The organism is Butyricicoccus sp., assembly GCF_977037065.1.
In genome coordinates this window covers 1-16599 of record NZ_CDRQNY010000033.1, presented here as the reverse complement: position 1 = coordinate 16599, position 16599 = coordinate 1, and the positions used below count along the sequence as shown (strand labels likewise).

The 16599-nt window shown below is 54.3% G+C and carries 16 protein-coding genes, 3 tRNA genes and 1 pseudogene; 14 read left to right on the top strand and 6 right to left on the bottom strand.

What is annotated here, in order from left to right; translation table 11 throughout:
* Nucleotides 1-477: 477 nt before the first annotated feature.
* Nucleotides 478-1221 (top strand): sporulation initiation factor Spo0A C-terminal domain-containing protein, encoded by a 744-nt coding sequence (locus ACWVX6_RS09815; protein ID WP_455153034.1) that lies wholly within the window; start codon nucleotides 478-480, stop codon nucleotides 1219-1221.
* A 127-nt stretch (nucleotides 1222-1348) separates the two neighbouring features.
* Here ACWVX6_RS09815 and ACWVX6_RS09810 read toward each other — a convergent pair.
* Together ACWVX6_RS09810 and ACWVX6_RS09805 are read right to left on the bottom strand one after the other, a co-directional pair.
* A pseudogene (locus tag ACWVX6_RS09810) lies at nucleotides 1349-1648 on the bottom strand (dipicolinate synthase subunit A N-terminal domain-containing protein); the annotation flags it as partial.
* Between the two features lie 103 nt (nucleotides 1649-1751).
* Nucleotides 1752-2951, bottom strand: a complete 1200-nt coding sequence (locus ACWVX6_RS09805; protein ID WP_455153033.1) for a M24 family metallopeptidase — start codon at nucleotides 2949-2951, stop codon at nucleotides 1752-1754.
* A 164-nt stretch (nucleotides 2952-3115) separates the two neighbouring features.
* On the opposite strand from ACWVX6_RS09805, the gene cls reads away from it, so the two are divergent.
* The 3 genes from cls to ACWVX6_RS09790 are packed head-to-tail and all read left to right on the top strand — an operon-like array spanning nucleotide 3116 to nucleotide 5877.
* Entirely contained in the window at nucleotides 3116-4642 is a 1527-nt protein-coding gene (gene cls, locus ACWVX6_RS09800) for a cardiolipin synthase (protein WP_455153032.1), read from the top strand.
* Between the two features lie 18 nt (nucleotides 4643-4660).
* Entirely contained in the window at nucleotides 4661-5425 is a 765-nt protein-coding gene (locus ACWVX6_RS09795) for a threonine/serine exporter family protein (RefSeq protein WP_455153031.1), read from the top strand.
* On the top strand, nucleotides 5422-5877 hold the full coding sequence (locus ACWVX6_RS09790) for a threonine/serine exporter family protein (protein WP_118648068.1): 456 nt from the start codon (nucleotides 5422-5424) through the stop codon (nucleotides 5875-5877). The genes ACWVX6_RS09795 and ACWVX6_RS09790 overlap by 4 nt, the downstream gene beginning before the upstream one ends.
* A 265-nt stretch (nucleotides 5878-6142) precedes the next feature.
* Here the strand turns inward: ACWVX6_RS09790 and ACWVX6_RS09785 are convergent, their stop codons facing one another.
* On the bottom strand, nucleotides 6143-6463 hold the full coding sequence (locus tag ACWVX6_RS09785; protein WP_455153030.1) for a permease prefix domain 1-containing protein: 321 nt from the start codon (nucleotides 6461-6463) through the stop codon (nucleotides 6143-6145).
* Nucleotides 6450-6785: a PadR family transcriptional regulator gene (locus ACWVX6_RS09780; RefSeq protein WP_455153029.1), complete on the bottom strand. Its 336-nt coding sequence runs from the start codon at nucleotides 6783-6785 to the stop codon at nucleotides 6450-6452. Before ACWVX6_RS09780 ends, ACWVX6_RS09785 begins: the two co-directional genes overlap by 14 nt.
* Before the next feature lie 178 nt (nucleotides 6786-6963).
* Between ACWVX6_RS09780 and ACWVX6_RS09775 the strand changes: the two genes are divergently transcribed.
* From ACWVX6_RS09775 to ACWVX6_RS09745, 7 genes are all read left to right on the top strand, one after another.
* Nucleotides 6964-7455, top strand: a complete 492-nt coding sequence (locus ACWVX6_RS09775; RefSeq protein WP_227109541.1) for a COG2426 family protein — start codon at nucleotides 6964-6966, stop codon at nucleotides 7453-7455.
* A 313-nt stretch (nucleotides 7456-7768) separates the two neighbouring features.
* A tRNA-Leu gene (locus tag ACWVX6_RS09770) sits at nucleotides 7769-7855 on the top strand.
* Nucleotides 7856-7900: 45 nt separating this feature from the next.
* Nucleotides 7901-7976, top strand: a tRNA-Pro gene (locus tag ACWVX6_RS09765).
* A 79-nt stretch (nucleotides 7977-8055) separates the two neighbouring features.
* Nucleotides 8056-8541, top strand: coding sequence for a cyclic pyranopterin monophosphate synthase MoaC (moaC, locus tag ACWVX6_RS09760; protein WP_455153028.1), 486 nt, complete (start codon nucleotides 8056-8058; stop codon nucleotides 8539-8541).
* Nucleotides 8538-9473: an XdhC family protein gene (locus ACWVX6_RS09755; protein WP_455153027.1), complete on the top strand. Its 936-nt coding sequence runs from the start codon at nucleotides 8538-8540 to the stop codon at nucleotides 9471-9473. Before moaC ends, ACWVX6_RS09755 begins: the two co-directional genes overlap by 4 nt.
* 106 nt (nucleotides 9474-9579) lie before the next feature.
* Nucleotides 9580-10401, top strand: a complete 822-nt coding sequence (locus tag ACWVX6_RS09750) for a substrate-binding periplasmic protein (protein ID WP_118760590.1) — start codon at nucleotides 9580-9582, stop codon at nucleotides 10399-10401.
* On the top strand, nucleotides 10388-12553 hold the full coding sequence (locus ACWVX6_RS09745) for an ATP-binding response regulator (RefSeq protein WP_455153026.1): 2166 nt from the start codon (nucleotides 10388-10390) through the stop codon (nucleotides 12551-12553). The genes ACWVX6_RS09750 and ACWVX6_RS09745 overlap by 14 nt, the downstream gene beginning before the upstream one ends.
* A 126-nt stretch (nucleotides 12554-12679) precedes the next feature.
* On the opposite strand, the gene ACWVX6_RS09740 is transcribed toward ACWVX6_RS09745, so the two are convergent.
* Entirely contained in the window at nucleotides 12680-13165 is a 486-nt protein-coding gene (locus ACWVX6_RS09740) for an RNA polymerase sigma factor (RefSeq protein ID WP_118358769.1), read from the bottom strand.
* 237 nt (nucleotides 13166-13402) lie between these two features.
* Between ACWVX6_RS09740 and ACWVX6_RS09735 the strand changes: the two genes are divergently transcribed.
* The 3 genes from ACWVX6_RS09735 to ACWVX6_RS09725 all read left to right on the top strand — a co-directional run bounded on the left by ACWVX6_RS09735 (nucleotide 13403) and on the right by ACWVX6_RS09725 (nucleotide 16201).
* Nucleotides 13403-14110, top strand: coding sequence for a LytR/AlgR family response regulator transcription factor (locus ACWVX6_RS09735; protein WP_455153025.1), 708 nt, complete (start codon nucleotides 13403-13405; stop codon nucleotides 14108-14110).
* The gene (locus ACWVX6_RS09730; RefSeq protein ID WP_455153024.1) at nucleotides 14107-15411 is read left to right on the top strand and encodes a sensor histidine kinase; all 1305 of its coding nucleotides are present in this window, start codon (nucleotides 14107-14109) and stop codon (nucleotides 15409-15411) included. The genes ACWVX6_RS09735 and ACWVX6_RS09730 overlap by 4 nt, the downstream gene beginning before the upstream one ends.
* Nucleotides 15412-15598: 187 nt before the next feature.
* Nucleotides 15599-16201 (top strand): hypothetical protein, encoded by a 603-nt coding sequence (locus tag ACWVX6_RS09725; RefSeq protein WP_455153023.1) that lies wholly within the window; start codon nucleotides 15599-15601, stop codon nucleotides 16199-16201.
* Nucleotides 16202-16486: 285 nt separating this feature from the next.
* On the opposite strand, the gene ACWVX6_RS09720 is transcribed toward ACWVX6_RS09725, so the two are convergent.
* Nucleotides 16487-16572: transfer RNA gene (locus ACWVX6_RS09720), tRNA-Leu, on the bottom strand.
* Between the last annotated feature and the right edge of the window lie 27 nt (nucleotides 16573-16599).

Here is a 16599-nt window from a genome sequence, read left to right as displayed (position 1 = left end):
GAAGTTTCACGGTAATACATCAAGTATTACCGCAAAACTGTGCCTCGTCAGTACGCAAAATTTACTCGCAAATCACTCTTGTTCAATTATGCGGTATTGCCTTAAAATTTTTCTGTTTCGTTGTCCCTAGTTTTGTTTTACGACAGGATGGTTTCGAACTGTCATTCCATATCCGGAAGCAAAGTGCCGAACGGCACAAACGATAGTATAGCGTATTTTTGCCGTTTATGCAAGTGTAAAAGCAGCAAAACATGGTTTTGATAGAGAGATTATGCGGTTTCACCAAGAAGCGCGGAATCCCTGCCCGACAGAGAGAAAACCGGACATTCGACAGATAAAACGCGGTTTTGTCGAAAATTGTCGATAAATATGCGGGGAAAAGCAGGGGTATCCGCTTGCGCGGACACGCTGAATATGTAAAAATAAGATGTAATCCGTAAATCGGCATAAGATAGAGAAAGCCGGGGAAAGCAGTAAATGAAGATCAAACAAGACAAAATGCGTATTTTACTGGCGTGTGCGGACGAGTCTCTGCTGAAACAGACAAAACGGCTTATGCAGGCGAGCAATGAACTGGAGCTTGTCGGCAGTACGTCGAACGGCACGAAGGCGTGGGAAATGATTCGACAAAAAACGCCGGATATGGTCGTGCTGGATACCGACCTGCCGTATGCGGACGGCTTTGCCGTTGCGTCATGGATGAGACAGAAGGGGATGTGGGATACAAGCATTATCCTGCTCAGCTCGTTCATCGGCGGTCAGACCTATGTGGAGTGCAGCCTGCTGCACATTAACGTGCTGCTGCGTAAGCCAATCTGCGCGGATGCACTGTATGAGCGCATCAAGCTGGCGGTTACCTGTACCAGTCGGGGAGACACGGTGGAGCAGCGGCTGGCCCAGATCCTGCGTGAGCTGGGTATGCGCGAGCACACGATCGGCTATCAGTGTGCATTGCTGACCGTGTGCCTGTATCGGGAGACCAACGGTGCCAGCATCACCAAGATCATTTATCACAGTGTTGCGCAGCAGCTGAACAGCGAAGGCGGTAATGTGGAGCGCAACATGCGCTACGCCGTTCATCGTGCATGGGATAAGTGTGATAAAGCCGTGCTTGCCAGGTATTTCGGTGAAGCGCGTGCACAGGATAAGGAGCCGCCGAGCAACCGCGAATTCTGTGCGGCTCTCGTGGAGTATCTCCGGCAGGAAGCCTGCCGCCTGTAACCGGACAGTCTGTGCTTTTTGCAAATGCGGCAGGTACCGCGTTGCGGATCGCCAGCTCCTCGCGGGATAAGTAGTCGATGAGTGTCAGTCCGTTCTGCACCGCGCGGGCGTGTACGGAAAAAGGCACGGCACCGGCCAGCGTCAGTGTTCCGGCGGGAATGGCATCGAGTACATCGCCGATGGTGTGCTGTGCATTGGCAAGCGGCGCGTTCAGGCTGCCGTCCCCCATCTGCACCGGCATAGGCAGAATGACCGCGCGTGCATCGTCAAGGCACGCCTGCAGGTCGCTTACAGCCGTGCAGCCTGCGGCGGGCCGGCGCTCGAGTGCAAATGTGCGCACGGTGTGGCCTGCTTCGTGCAGCAGCTCGGCTAAATACGCCTGACGTACATCACCGCCGACGACGGCGAGAGTCGTCGATTGATTCATAAGCAAAAACCTCCTTTGCGCCATTCTATGCCGGATGCAAAAGAGGAGTGAAAAGAGAACATCCGCTCTTTGTACAAACAGAGAGCGGATGTTTTTGTATAGATTACTGATTGAGTACCTCGAACAGCGTGTCGCATGCGCCGGTGAGCGACTGCGCAGGACCGTCTGCGGTGATCTCATAGGTGTTTTCGCAGCCGATGAGGCCGACACCTGGAATCGCGATCTTCGGCTCAACGGCAAGCGTCATGCCGGACTCGAGCGGAGCCGAGAAGCCTTTGGCGAGAACCGGTGTTTCGTCCATTGTCAGACCGATGGAGTGGCCGAGGAACTTGCAGCCGTTCATAAAGCCTTCGCGGAACGCAGGATCGACGAGAGAGAGGATCTTCTCGTAAATCTCAGCCGGAACGGCACCGGCGCGCAGGAGAGATGCAGTTTCGTTCTCCAGCGCAATGCACTGCTCGCGTGCCGCGCGGATCACGCCGCTCTGCGGATGCTTGTCCAGCTCGCCGTAGTAGAACGTAATACTCTTATCGGTATGGTAGCCGCGCCAGCCGCACGGAATATCCAGCAGGACGGTGTCGCCTTCGTGCAGCTTGCGCTCGGACGAGCCGATGGACTTCATTGCGGTCGAGGTGCCGATACAGCCGGAGGGGCTGTCCAGTGCGGTGGGACACAGGCTGTTTTCGCTGAAGCTGGCAATACCGAGCACGTCCTCGGCTGCCGGCTGATTGTAGCGCGAGATACCCATGCCGCCGCGGTCCACGATGGCGGTGCAGATCTCGCTGCACAGGCGTGCTTCGCTGACGCCTTCGCGCAGGAACGCCGGAGCAAGTTCCTCGATGACATAGCGGTGCAGTCTGCCGGATTCGCGCATGCAGTCAAGCTCATACGCGCTCTTGACCGAGCGCAGCGCGCTGAGCACGCCGTCCATCGGCTTGGGTGCAAACGGCAGATGCTTGTTCAGCATGGAGAGCTTTTGCAGCGTCATGGTCTTTGCGGCAACGTAGACGGTCTCCGGAATATCCGGATAGACCTCCTTGATGCCGCGGAAGCTGCCCATCGGACGGATGTCTGCAAAGGCGGATTCGTCCTTTGCAACATCAAACGAGCGGCGGACGAACAGCGTAGCCTGATCGGGTGTTACGACAAGTGCACCATCCTGCATGGTGCCGGTGAAGTAGTACATGTCGAGCGTGTTGTCGAGCAGAAGCATGGACCACGCAGGGTCCTTCTCGGTCATGGCACAGCGCAGACGGTCGAGCCGCGTGTTCAGTTCGGCGGCGGGCACGGGAATATGGGGCATGGATGATCCTCCTGTATGATTAACGGTGGTTTACAAAAATGTTACTTTTAGTGTAGCACATATTTAACCGGAGAGCAACGCAGACGCGTTGACTTTTTATACCTTGTGCGATATGATTATAGTCTATGGAAGGACTGCGCTGTGCAGGGAAGGGAGCGATTATAATGCGCAGAAAAGTAGGCAAGCTGCTTGGCGACCGACGCGTTGTCGGCGGATTCCTGCTGCTGATTCAGCTTGCAATCGTTATGTTCGGCGTAAGCTGGGCAAGTACGGAATATCACTGGCTGACACCGGCACTGACCGTGCTGAGCGTTATCATTGTCATCTGGCTGGTGCGTAAGTACGACAACCCGATGTACAAGATCACATGGATGCTGGTTATTGTGCTGCTGCCGCTGTTCGGCGGCTTGTTTTATCTGTTCTGGGGCAATACGCCGCTCAATCGGGCGCGTACCCAACATCAGTACGAGCCGAAACCGCCGGATTTCACCGACTATATGCGTACACCTGCTACAAAGGAGCTGATCGAGCAGCATCCGCGTCATGCAGCACGCGCCCGTTACATCGAGACGCTGGACGGTATGCCGGTGTGGACCAACACGGAGACGAAATATTTCCGTGTCGGCGAGGAAATGTTCGACTCCATGTGTGAGGAGCTGCGCCACGCACAGAAGTTCATCTTTCTGGAGTATTTCATCATCGAAGAAGGCATCATGTGGGATACTATCCTTGATATCCTGCGGGAGAAGGCGGCCGCCGGACTGGATGTGCGCGTGCTGTACGACGACGTTGGTTCGATCTGCACGCTGCCGAAAGACTACGACCGCTATCTGATGAGCCTCGGCATTCATGCGGTGCGCTTTAACCGCTTTATCCCGACGCTGAACACCTATCTCAACTACCGCAACCATCGCAAGATGATGATTATTGACGGCAATGTCGGTTATATGGGCGGTATCAATCTGGCGGATGAGTATATCAACAAAAAGGTGCGCTTCGGCTACTGGAAGGACACAGGCATCATGCTGCGGGGTGAGGGAACAGCCAATATGACCGCGCTGTTCCTGCAGATGTGGGAGTATGTCACCGGCGAGAATATGCCGCCGCTCGAAAACTATCTGCCGACCGCCAAGCTGCCGGCAGATGGCTATGTGCAGCCGTTTGCGGATTCGCCGCTCGACGACATCAATATCGGTGAATCCACCTACCTGCAGATCATCCATAACGCGCGAAAGTACGTCTATATCACCACGCCGTACCTTGTGCTGGACAACGAGATGATTACGGCGCTGACCATTGCGGCGCAGTCCGGCGTGGACGTGCGCATCCTGACGCCAGGCATCCCGGATAAAAAGCTGGTGTACATGATCACACGTTCGTACTATCAGCAGCTGCACCGAGCGGGTGTCAAGATTTATGAGTACCGACCGGGCTTCCTGCACGCGAAAACCATCGTGTCCGACGATGATACGGCGGTGGTCGGCACGATCAACATGGATTTCCGCTCGTTCTTCCTGCACTTTGAGTGCGCGACCTGTTTCTACAACAGCTCGGTCGTTGCCGCTGTTAAGCAGGATATTATGGAGACCATCAATGTCAGCCGCCGGATTGATGACGAATGGCTGCGCCGTGTGCCGTGGATTCGATCGATCGCGGCAAGCGTGCTGCGTCTGTTCGCGCCGCTGCTGTAATGAGAGGAGCGTGGTTTGATGGACCGACCGGAGCAGACACTTTCTGCTGTGCTGGATGCGGGAGAACTGCTGCTGACCGCGGGTGCCGAGGTGGCCCGCGTAGAGGACACCATGCGCCGTCTGGCACGCGCCTACGGTTTTGTACGAGCGGATGTGCTGACCATCACGGCCAGCATGGTAGTGACAGCACGCACGCCGGAGAATGAGGTCATCACGCAGACGCGCCGCATCCTGCACCGCGGAACCGATATGCGCTGCATTGAGGCGGTCAACGAGCTGTCGCGCGAGGTATGTGTGAATCCTGTCCCGCCGGAGGAATTACACGCACGTCTGGAGGCGATTCGCACCGCACCGGATAAGCCGCGCTGCCGGCTGCTGCTGGCGTATCTGATCACGTCGGGCTCGTTCGCGGTGTTCTTCGGCGGCAGCTGGAGAGACGGCATAGCCGCGATGCTGTGCAGCGGGCTGCTGTATGTCATCGGCGTGCTCGGCGATCGGATTTCGCTGCAGCCTCTGGTGCTGACTATGGTCAGCTCGGCGGCGATGTGCGCGGCAGCGGCTCTCACGGTAAAAACCGGCATGGGACAGGATCTGGACTATATCATCATCGGCAACATCATGCTGCTGATTCCGGGCATTCCGTTCGTCAACTCCATGCGCGATATTTTCGTGGGCGACACCATCACCGGACTGCTCAGTGCGTTTGAAGCGGTTCTGCGAGCGCTTGCTATTGCAGCAGGCTGCGCGCTCGTGCTCATGCAGACTGGGGGCGGTGCCGTATGACAGGTGAAATCCTTCTGCAGATTGTCATGGCGATGATCGGTGCGCTCGGCTTCGGACTGCTGTTTCATATTTCCGGCAGCCGCCTGATCACGATCATGCTTGGCGCTGCGGTAAACTGGGGTGTGTACCTGCTGGCGATGCAGTGGTATGATAACCGCGTGACCGCGTTTTTTGTCTCTACGCTGGCAACGGCCGCACTGGCTGAGGTGCTCGCGCGATTGCTCAAAGCACCGGTCATCACGCTGCTCGTGCCTATGCTGGTGCCGCTGATTCCGGGCGGCGACCTGTATTACACGACGCTTGCGCTCGTGCAGGGTGACACGGCAGGCTTTGCTCGATACGGTACGCTGTTCATCGAGGAGGCGGGCGCGATGGCGTTCGGCGTCATCCTTGTGGCATGCCTGGTGCAGACTCTCGGCAAACTGTGGCTGCTGCACAGCGAAAGAAAATAAAGAAAGCGTTCTGTAAGAGGCTGTCGCGAAACTACAGTTTCGCCGACAAGCAGGAACGGACCGTGGGCCGTTCCAAAGTCGTCCGAAAGTTCCTATACAGAAACTTTCTCCCTCTAGAAGTCAAAAATCCGAGGCGCATGTCCCCGGATTTTTGGAATTTGCATGGCAAATTCTATTGAAACACGCGCTACCGCGCGATAGGATAAAATTGGTTTACTACAAACGGAGCGTTCTGTAAATCTCATACAGAACGCTTTTGTGCTGTTTACAGCAGGTAAATTGTCAGGTATAATGCACAGAGCAGAATCGCGATCCACACAGTGGCGGAAATCACATTGTACACTACCCGTGCAAGCGGCAGACGCGCCTGCCGCAGAGCCTTTCCCAGTACATCCGGGTCACCGAGTGCGCGCAGCACCTGACGCACAGCCTGCTCCTGCGTGAGACTGCCGCGGCAGCGCAGCTCTTCCGCGCGGCTGAGAATATGGTCGTTCAGCTCCCGCCGAACGCGGGCACGATAAGGCGGCCACAGGAGATGCCGGCACACGCGGTGCAGGTACGGCACAATCAGCTTATTTGGTGACACAGGCGCCACCTCCGATTGGCTTGCGGCAGGTTTTCCACTGTTCCCGGCAGCAGGTGAGCGTTTTCGCGCCCTGACGGGTCAGCCGGTAAAACCGGTGCGTGCCGTCCTCGGTCTGTCGTTCACAGGAGCGGACATCGCCGCGTGCCTCAAGTCCGTGCAGCAGGGGATACAGGCGGCTTTCGCGGATGGCAAACGCGCAGTCTGAGCGGCATTCCACCTCATGCAGCAGCTGAAAACCGGTCTTGTCTGCCTCCTCAAGCAGAGAAAGCACAAGCAGAGCCGCACTGTCGTAAAAGGCAGCGTCTTTTTGTCCTCGCGGCATGGAGATCCCCTCCTTTATATATTCAGTATAACCGTTCGCAAGGGGTGCGTCAAATTATTTTACACAGATTTTACGATTGCAGCGCTTGCGTTTGTGTGCGGAATAGGGTATCATTAACAAGTATATCTGTGTGCGTATTCGCTGTTTACCATAGAACACTTGTCAGGAGGAAAAAATCGTGTTTTCATCGTTATTCAACTGGCTGATGGGCGCAGGCCGTGAACTGGCGGTTGTGCTGATCTCCATGGTTCCGCTGGTAGAATTGCGCGGTGCGGTCCCGCTGGGCGCGGTCGCAGGCGTGCCGGCAATCGAGCTGATCCCGCTGGCTGTGATCGGCAATATGATCCCGATCCCGTTTTTGCTGTTCTTCGGCGAAAAGCTGCTGGACTGGGTGTGCTCGCTCGGCCCGCTTTCCGGCTTTGCCACCAAGTACCGCGAAAAGCTGCTCGGAAAGACCGGTCAGGTCACCAGGTATGAACGGCTGGGTCTGTTCCTTTTTGTGGCGATCCCGCTGCCGGGTACCGGAGCATGGTCGGGTGCATTGATCGCAACGCTGCTCAAAATGCCGAAAACCAAGGCGCTGACTTCGATTCTGTGCGGCGTAATTGTTGCAGGCTTCATTATGCTGCTCGGTTCTCAGGGTGTAATTGGCGTTGCACATTTGTTTTAACAGACGAAAGCCATTCCTGCGGGAATGGCTTTTGAGGCTGAAGAAAAACCGAGGTACACAAGGTGAATTGCCGCATAGCGGCAAGAGAGGGTGGTCTGGACCACGCCCCCGGTTTTTATGAATTTGCTGCGCAAATTCTATTTTATGCGTGCTGTCGCACGAAGCACAAAATAGAAATCTAACTTTTTCGACAAGCTGGAAAGCCATTCCTGCGGGAATGGCTTTTATCTTTTGCGGCAGTGAAAGAAAAATACCTTTTTCAAAAAATTCCTCTTGCCAACCGGTGCGATTTACGATATAATAACCATGTTATGCCGGTGTGATGGAATTGGTAGACGTAGTGGACTCAAAATCCACCGCTGGCGACAGCGTACCGGTTCGAGTCCGGTCACCGGCACCATCAAGCGCCTCGGTTCCTCGGAATACGGGGCGCTCACAATACTATCCGGGTGTAGCGCAGTTGGTAGCGCGCCTGCTTTGGGAGCAGGATGCCGCAGGTTCGAATCCTGTCACTCGGACCAGATGAAACACCGCTTAAACGTCGTTTTGAGCGGTGTTTTTTGTGTTTGCGGAACAAAATAAATTTTCGGGAGGAACAACATGAAACTGACCCATTTGGATGAAAACGGTGCAGCGCATATGGTCAACATCGGCGCGAAGCCGGTCACGCAGCGCGAAGCGGTGGCGCAGTCCGTGCTGACCATGCAGCCGGAGACGCTGCGCATGATCCTTGACGGAACAGTGCCCAAGGGCGATGTGTTCGCGTGCGCGCGTATCGCGGGCATTATGGCGGCCAAGCGGACGGCAGAGCTGATCCCGATGTGCCATCCGATCCCGATCGAGAGCGTGGACATCGCCATTGAGGCTGTCTCGGAGACGCAGGTGCGCGTTGTCAGCACGCTGCGCTGCTCGCACAAGACCGGTATTGAGATGGAAGCACTCACGGCGGCCTCTGTTGCCGCGCTGACCGTCTACGATATGTGCAAGGCGGTGGACCGCGGTATGCGTATTGATGAGACGCTGCTGCTGCACAAGACCGGCGGCAAGAGCGGCGATTATCACGCGGAAGGAGTGACGGCACGATGACTTTGCTGGAACAGCTGCAGGCTGCCGCGGAAAATGCTCGCAAGGGAATTCCGGCGGCGCTGACCATCGACGCGGACGGCGTACAGTACACGCGCAATTTCATGCCGCAGGAACGCCTGATTCTGCTCGGCGGCGGCACGATCGCGCAGCCGCTTTGCCGCTATGCGGCCGATCTCGGTTTTGAGCTTGTCGTGGCGGATGACCGGCCGTCTTTTGCCAATCATCCGCGCTTTCCGGAAGCAAAGCAGATCGTATGTGATCTGTTTCCGGCAGCAATTGAGAAAATCGGCATCCGAGAGAGCGATTACGTTGCTGTTATCACGCGCGGGCATCGTTATGACGCGGACTGCCTGCGGGAGCTTCTGCGCGGCACCATGCCGCGCTATCTCGGTATGATCGGGTCGAAGCGGCGCACGGTCGGTCTGCTGAACATGCTTGAGGAAGAAGGCTTCTCTCGGGCAGATCTCGAGCGCATTCATACGCCCATCGGTCTGGACATTGGTGCGCTGACCGTCAAGGAGATTGCGATTTCTATCGTGGCAGAGCTGATCGCGGAACGCCGCCGCACGACCGATCGCCGTTCCAAGAGCAGCATTCTCACCGCAGAGGACATCGACCTGCCGCTGCTGGAAACCGCTGCACGCGGTGATATTCCCAAAACGCTCATGCTCGTGTACGAGACCAGCGGTTCCACGCCGGTAAAATCCGGCTCGTACATGGTGGTCAATGCCAACACGGCTACCGCAGGCACCATCGGCGGCGGCTGCAGTGAGAGCGCCGTTATGCGGCAGGCGTACTACTTGATTGGGACCGGCGAGCACAAGTGCGTCACCATCGACATGAGCAACGACATTGCTGCGCAGGAAGGTATGGTTTGCGGCGGGCAGATGAAGGTGCTGCTGGCAGATTTGGGTACGAAAAAATCGACATAAAGTGAAAAAGTTGTCGAAAAATACTGGGATAAAATGTCACATTCTCTCTGGCATTCACAGATCTAAAATGGTATAATAAGGATAAAAAAGTAAAGCAGGGGAAGCCATGAGATTCAAAAGACGAATTTTCGGTGTATTTGCGGCAGCGCTGGCAGGTGTGCTGTTGTGCGGATGTACGGCTGTCGAGGATATGCAGGAGCACCAGACGGAAACACCGATAACGATCAAGGTGGGCAGTGACAACTATCCGCCGTTTAATTATACCGATGAAAACGGCAATCCGGCGGGCATAGATGTGGATCTGGCTAAGGAATCCTTCGGACGGCTGGGGTATGCAGTATCCTTCGTCGGCATTGACTGGGAAGAAAAGAAGAAACTGGTTGAACATGGTGATATTGACTGTATCTGGGGATGTTTTTCCATTGATGGGCGCGAGAACGAATACAACTGGACCGAACCGTATATGATCAGCCGCCAGGTGGTTGCGGTCAACCGAAGCAGCGATATTTACCGGCTGAGCGATCTGGAGGGCAGGACCATTGCCGTGCAGTCCACCACCAAGCCGGAAAGTATTTTCCTCGAGCGAACGGACAGCCGCATTCCGCTTGTGCGTGAAGTATACAGTCTGGAGGATCGCGAACTGCTTTACACCTCTCTCGGCAAGGGCTATGTGGATGCGATCGCAGCGCACGAAACCGCTATTCGGCAGTACATGAAAGATTATGATGCGGATTACCGTATTCTGGACGAAAGCATTCTCACGACAGGAATCGGTGTGGCATTTGCAAAAAACGATACGCGCGGACTGAGCGAACAGCTTTCCCGGGTTTTCGAGGAAATGCGTGCAGACGGTACGACTCGAACAATCATAGGCAGATATCTGTCCGATCCGGACAAATATTTGGAGGTGGACTGTGCTGCAGATTAAAAAGAACAAAGCCACGCGCCGGTACGAACGGATTGCGGCTGCAATCGGCGCCGTGCTGGTCATCGTGGTCGGCTTTAACACGGTGCGTGCGGAGAGCGCGCAGACACGGGAACAGCTCGGCAATACGATAGACTATGTGAAGGAGCAGTGCACGACCTATACACGCTATAATGCTGCGGCTGTTACCAAAAGTCTGATGCGTATCATGGACAACGCACAGCAGGTAAACCGCAATATCGGCTATGAAGGCTCGGCTGTAGATGAAGAACGGCTTCGGTTCTATGCGCAGGAACAGCGGCTGACCGGCATTATTCTGCTGGACACAGATGGAAGCGTGCAGTGCGAGTATAACGGTGATCTGCTGAATTTTCTGACACTGCAGGAGTATATAGAGCGGGATACAGTGCTCGATGTGGTCAGGTATCCGCAGAAGACCTATGCTTCGCGGATTGACCTGCCGGACGGCTCCTATGTGGATATCTCGGCGTACGGCCGTACAGATGTGCCCGGTGTGATCGTTGCATACTATCACACCACTGCGGAGTATGCACGCAATTATACGCTGACCATACAGGGCTCGCTTGCGGGCTATAACACCAGGGACGACGGTGTGATTGTGGTGGCAAACGGCGACCGCATTATCGCGTCCAACGATGAAGCGCTGGCTGATACCAAGGTGGAGGACAGCCGTATTCTGCAGCAGATCAAGTCGAATCTTTCGTCCGCCGAGGTCGGGCATTTCAAGTGCGATGGCAGCACCTATTTCGGCGGTCTGGACCGCAGCCGCGACTACTATATCTACGCCTATGTATCCGACCGCATGGTAGCGACTGATATGGTCAAAAATATGATGGCGGCGCTGATCATCTATCTGGTCATGCTGACCGCGATTCAGATGTTCCGCAGACGTTCCGCGCGGGAATATCTGGCCGAGCAGGATCGGCGCGAGCGGGAATTCCGCGAGCAGCTGATGGAATCCGCTGAAAAGGCCGAGCAGGCTAACCGCGCTAAGACCGAGTTCCTGCAGCGCATGAGCCACGATATCCGCACGCCGATCAACGGCATTCGCGGTATGATTGAGATTGCGAATTACTACAAGGACGATCCGGACAAGCAGACCGAGTGCCGGAAGAAAATATGGGATGCCTCCGGTCTGCTGCTCGAGCTGGTAAACGAGGTGCTGGACATGGGCAAGCTGGAATCCGGTGAGATCATGCTGGAGGAACGCGAGTTTGACCTCAAGGAACTGCTGGACAGCGTTGGCATGGTGGTGGATAAGCAGGCGCGGGAGCGGGGCATTACGATAATAACGGATGGCTATCCGGTTGAGCACCGCTGCCTGCTCGGCAGTCCGCTGCACCTGCGGCGGCTGCTGATGAATATCATCAGCAATGCGGTCAAGTACAACCGCGTGGGCGGCGAAATCAGGCTGGGATGCTGCGAAAAGACGAGTGCGGATCCGGAGACTGCACAGATTGAATTCACCTGTGCGGATACCGGTATCGGCATGAGCGAGGAGTTTCAGAAGCATGTATTTGAGCCGTTTGCACAGGAGCGGAATACGGCTCGATCGGAATACGGCGGTACCGGTCTGGGTATGCCGATTGCGAAAAGTCTGGCGGAGAAAATGGGCGGCACGCTGTCCTTTGTCAGCAGGCAGGGCGTAGGCACGACGTTTACGCTGTCGCTGCCGTTCCGCATCTGCCATGCACCGGAGAAGCGGAACAAGCCGAAACGCCTGCTGCAGACCAGCTCTATTGCCGGACTGCATGTGCTGGTTGCGGAAGATAACAGGATGAATATGGAGATTGCTGAGTTCGTACTCGATGTGGAAGAAGCATTCATCATCAAGGCAGTGAATGGCGAGGAGGCGGTACGCATTTTTGCCGATTCCAGGCCCGGAGAAATTGATGCGATTTTAATGGATGTGATGATGCCGGTGATGGACGGTCTGGAAGCGACGCGGCGTATTCGCGCGATGAAGCGTCCGGATGCGAGAACCATTCCAATCATCGCCATGACAGCAAACGCTTTCGCAGAGGACCGTCAGCTTGCCTTTGCTGCGGGCATGGATATGCATATTGCAAAGCCGCTGGAAGGCTCGGAGATGGTGGAAACGCTGGAGCGGTTTGTCAAATCCTCACGAAAATAGGAGCAGAAGCCCAAGAAGGATAATATGTAAAGGAAAAGTCAGCCGGAAACGGCTGACTTTTCCTTTATCGTGCAGTTCTGCTGCCCGTATTATACACACAGCGGAACTATTCGGCAGGATGGGAGTTCACATCAGCCTTTCCTTCGCAAGCAGGTGAGCGTAATGCTGTCTGGCGCGGCTTAAGCGCGCACGGCTGGCCTCGTGACTGATATGCAGATATTCGGCAATGTCCACACAGTTCAGATTCAGCTGATACCGCAGATACAGAATCTCCTTATCCGTGCAGGATAATTCGTTCGGCAGCAGGTCGAGCATGGAAAGGAAAATCGGTTCACAGCCAAGATCCTGAACGCTATCCAGCGGCACCTGCACATACCGGCTCCGTCGTTTATACTCATCAAGCGCGAGATTGGTCAGCACGGTGTGCAGCCAACCGGGCAGATTCGGGTGCTGGCGCACCTGGTCAAAATGCGTCAGCAGGATGGTAAACGCCTCGTTCGTCAGCTCCTCTGCTGTAAACGGGTTGTGTGCAATGCGGATGGCGGCATACAGCAGCCGCTTGTAATTCCGGTCGTATAATTGGGAAAACAGCTCCTTGTCCTGTGCCGTCATAGATCGTTCACCTGATTCCTATCGGGTTATGTTATGCACCACGATACCCGTTTTCAAGGGGGAAATCAATAGCGCGTTCCCACTTGGTCACTTTGCGTTCCCGCTCTGCAGCCGGACGTCCATCAATCTGCGGTATAATAGAAGCGGGGCAGCAGGAGACAGAACGCTTTGTGAAATATTGTCTGCTGTGCTGCTTTATGGTATAGTTAGTTCAGAACACAACAGGGAGGAGCACTCATGCGCATTATACTGTGCGATGACGATACCGCATTCACGCAGGTCTTTGAAAAACGCCTGCTGACCGTTTTCAAAAAATACGGAATCACACCGGAGATCGTGTCCGCGCACACGGGCGTGGAAGCCTTGCGCGAGATTACACGCAGGCCGACGGATGTGCTGTTTTTAGACATTGATATGCCTGAAAAAGACGGCTTTTCGGTCGCGGAAGAGCTGTCAGCCATGCCGTCGAAGCCTCTTATCATTTTCCTGTCCGGCATGGAAGATCTGGTGTATCAGTCGTTTGCGTTTCAGCCGTTCTGGTTTCTCCGCAAAACGCATCTGGAGGAGCTGCCGCAGGTAATCGAGAAAATGCTGCAGATTCTCAACAGCCGTCAGATTCACTACACGGTTACGATGAACGGCAGCAGCACCCGCATTCCAATCACGGAGATTGTGTATTTTGAGAGCCAGGGACATTATATCGTTGTACATTACAACGAGAAATCCCTGCGGTTCAAGGCACGCATGAGCGATATCGAAACGGCACTCAGCAAATACTTTTTCGTGCGCTGCCACGTTGGCTATCTGCTGAATTGCCGGTTTGTTCAAATCTGCAGCCGGACAAGCGTCACCTTGACGGACGGGACGGTCCTGCCGGTCAGCCGCGCCAAGGCAGAGGAAACACAGACCGCCTTCATGGCGTATATGAGGAGTCTGCGCCCATGAATTTCTGGTTTGAAATGGCGATTAACGCCGTAGAGGTAACCCTTATTTTGAGCTTCTTGGTGCAGTATTTCGGCTACCGCATGGCCTGTCCGGCGAAATACATATGGACGGCATTCTTTGATGTGCTGTCCTTCGGCAGTGTAGCCTTTTTCTCCTGGGGGCAGCTGTATGAAGGCTATGCAAGCTTGGTACAGATACTGATTAACATTGCGTTTTGCTGTATTTTGCTGCGCGGGTCAATTCTGCAGAAGATATTTGTTTCTGCATTTACGATGGGCCTTGTGGCTATTATTGCAACTTTTACGGCACTGCTTGTTGCAAAGCTATCCGGAAATAATGTTACCCTGCTACTCAGCCGGTTTAATTCGGTTCGTATTATCTCGATTTTGATAACCAAGCTGCTGTTTTTTGTCATCACGCGGATTATCCTGCGGGTAAAGGAAAACGGTAAGATCAAATGGCTAGATTTTATCCCGCTGGCAGCGATTCCGACATTATCTATTATTACGATTACGCTGATGATGTACGCGGCGATACAGGAACCGCATATTCAAAATATTGTATTTTATGCGGTGTGCATTGTATTGGCGCTGAATATCCTGATTTATTTCCTGTTTGTTCGATTGGGGCAGGTCAGCAAAATCCAAACCGAAATGGCGCTGCTCGCGCTGCAGAACGAATGCCTGCAGGAAAACGCCAAGGACATTGAGAACATGTATGACACGGTTCGTGCGCTGCGGCATGACCTCAAAAATCATCTGCTCTGCATTTTATCCATGGCGGAAGAACGGGATGTCGAGGGTATCGAGCAGTACACAGGGCAGCTTCTGCAGCAGCAGAATACTGTCAACAAGCTGATTATGTTTTCGGGCAGCAAGGTGCTGGATGCGATCATCAACAGCAAAAGCGCAGCCGCGGAACGTGCAGGCGTTCGGCTGAGTGCTATTATCACAACCCCGCTGGCGGGTATTTCGCCGGAGGATATTACCATCATCCTCGGCAATGCGCTGGACAACGCGATTCGTGCCGCAAAAGACAGTCAGCGCAAGGTGGTGGATATTCATATTCAGCCGCAGGGAGCATACAGCTCGATTGTGATTGCCAATGATATCGCACATCCGGTGCTGTCGGACAATCCGGCACTGCGTACCACGAAAAATATCCGGTATCGCCACGGCTTTGGCATTCAGAATATGCGGCAGGCGGTGGAACGTAATCAGGGACTGATTCGGTTTTACGAGCAGAACGACCGGTTTATTTGCGATATTCTGCTCCTTAACGTGCAAAGCAGGAACGAATAACGACTAAGCAGGAACAGCCGGTTGCAATTTCGGTGAAAAGCAGTTATCTTACAGATAGACCATGACAAATGCAATGTGCATGGGTTATCTGCTGAGATAACTGCTTTTTGAGGTGAGTCCGATGGTATGTTGAAATGAAAACCGGTAAGGTATGGATAGTGATTAGAGAGCAAACAGGGAGGGTTAAATGATGAACAGATTTCGAAAAATACTGAGCGCCGCGCTGGCAGGCTGCATGGCGGTCTCTGCGCTGATGATGAGCGCCGGTGCGGCGAATACCGGCACGGAAGCCGCACGCGAGAAGGCCATTTACGGCAGTCAGGCGTGGACGGTGAATGGTGCGGCAGCCATTCAGCACAGCGACGGCACAGTAGAGCTGGTACCGGAGTTCTCGGCGCTGTATCCCGGGTGGACAGTGCCGAAGCAAGCGGCTTCGGTATCGAGTACGGCACTGGCTGAGGTGGCTGATGTCGGTTCGCATTCGATCAGCGGCTATTACCGGAATGTGTATTTGACGCAAGATGTGAAGTACAAGCCGTTTTACAGTTTTCTGGGAAACGGTGAGACGGTCAGTGCGTTTGCGGTGACGATACCCGGCAGCAAATATAATCTCGGTATTTATAACGAGACAGCGCAGCAGGACGCAGGCTGGCTGCCGAATCTCTCTAAGGACGATCGTGTGCTGCTGCAGACCGCAAATGGTGTATATTACTCGATTCGTGCAAGCGTACCGTTGAATATGCCGATTGGGTATTCGCGCATGAAGGTAGAGGAGGCAGGGCGTAATTGAAAATGTGGGAAAGAGCTGAAATCTTTGGGTTTCAGCTCTTTTGGTGATGCGGAAATTGTGCTTTTGCTGCTGATCGGTAGCATATGTCCTGAAACGATATCCTGTCATCCTAAAACTCGTTAAAAAAGGTGCTGAACCTGCACTAAAATCAGCCCGAAAATGAAGTGCCGCGATTTTGGTAGACACTTGTGGTAGACAGCAGTTTTTCACAAATTACATCATAAAACTAAATACCATAAAAAGTATAGAAAAGAGCTGAAATCAAAAGATTTCAGCTCTTTCACTTGGTGCGGATGGGGGGACTTGAACCCCCACGTCCTTGCGAACACTAGCACCTGAAGCTAGCGCGTCTGCCATTCCGCCACATCCGCATATTTTGTTGTTGAAAGAAGGTGGTG

Excerpts from the sequence above, each read along its gene's own strand:
- moaC (WP_455153028.1), top strand. The coding sequence starts at position 8,056 with ATGAAACTGACCCATTTGGATGAAAACGGTGCAGCGCATATGGTCAAC.
- ACWVX6_RS09795 (WP_455153031.1), top strand. The coding sequence starts at position 4,661 with ATGGACCGACCGGAGCAGACACTTTCTGCTGTGCTGGATGCGGGAGAA.
- ACWVX6_RS09740 (WP_118358769.1), bottom strand. The coding sequence starts at position 13,165 with ATGACGGCACAGGACAAGGAGCTGTTTTCCCAATTATACGACCGGAAT.
- ACWVX6_RS09730 (WP_455153024.1), top strand. The coding sequence starts at position 14,107 with ATGAATTTCTGGTTTGAAATGGCGATTAACGCCGTAGAGGTAACCCTT.
- ACWVX6_RS09725 (WP_455153023.1), top strand. The coding sequence starts at position 15,599 with ATGATGAACAGATTTCGAAAAATACTGAGCGCCGCGCTGGCAGGCTGC.
- ACWVX6_RS09780 (WP_455153029.1), bottom strand. The coding sequence starts at position 6,785 with ATGCCGCGAGGACAAAAAGACGCTGCCTTTTACGACAGTGCGGCTCTG.
- ACWVX6_RS09735 (WP_455153025.1), top strand. The coding sequence starts at position 13,403 with ATGCGCATTATACTGTGCGATGACGATACCGCATTCACGCAGGTCTTT.
- ACWVX6_RS09815 (WP_455153034.1), top strand. The coding sequence starts at position 478 with ATGAAGATCAAACAAGACAAAATGCGTATTTTACTGGCGTGTGCGGAC.
- ACWVX6_RS09805 (WP_455153033.1), bottom strand. The coding sequence starts at position 2,951 with ATGCCCCATATTCCCGTGCCCGCCGCCGAACTGAACACGCGGCTCGAC.
- ACWVX6_RS09750 (WP_118760590.1), top strand. The coding sequence starts at position 9,580 with ATGAGATTCAAAAGACGAATTTTCGGTGTATTTGCGGCAGCGCTGGCA.
- cls (WP_455153032.1), top strand. The coding sequence starts at position 3,116 with ATGCGCAGAAAAGTAGGCAAGCTGCTTGGCGACCGACGCGTTGTCGGC.
- ACWVX6_RS09755 (WP_455153027.1), top strand. The coding sequence starts at position 8,538 with ATGACTTTGCTGGAACAGCTGCAGGCTGCCGCGGAAAATGCTCGCAAG.
- ACWVX6_RS09790 (WP_118648068.1), top strand. The coding sequence starts at position 5,422 with ATGACAGGTGAAATCCTTCTGCAGATTGTCATGGCGATGATCGGTGCG.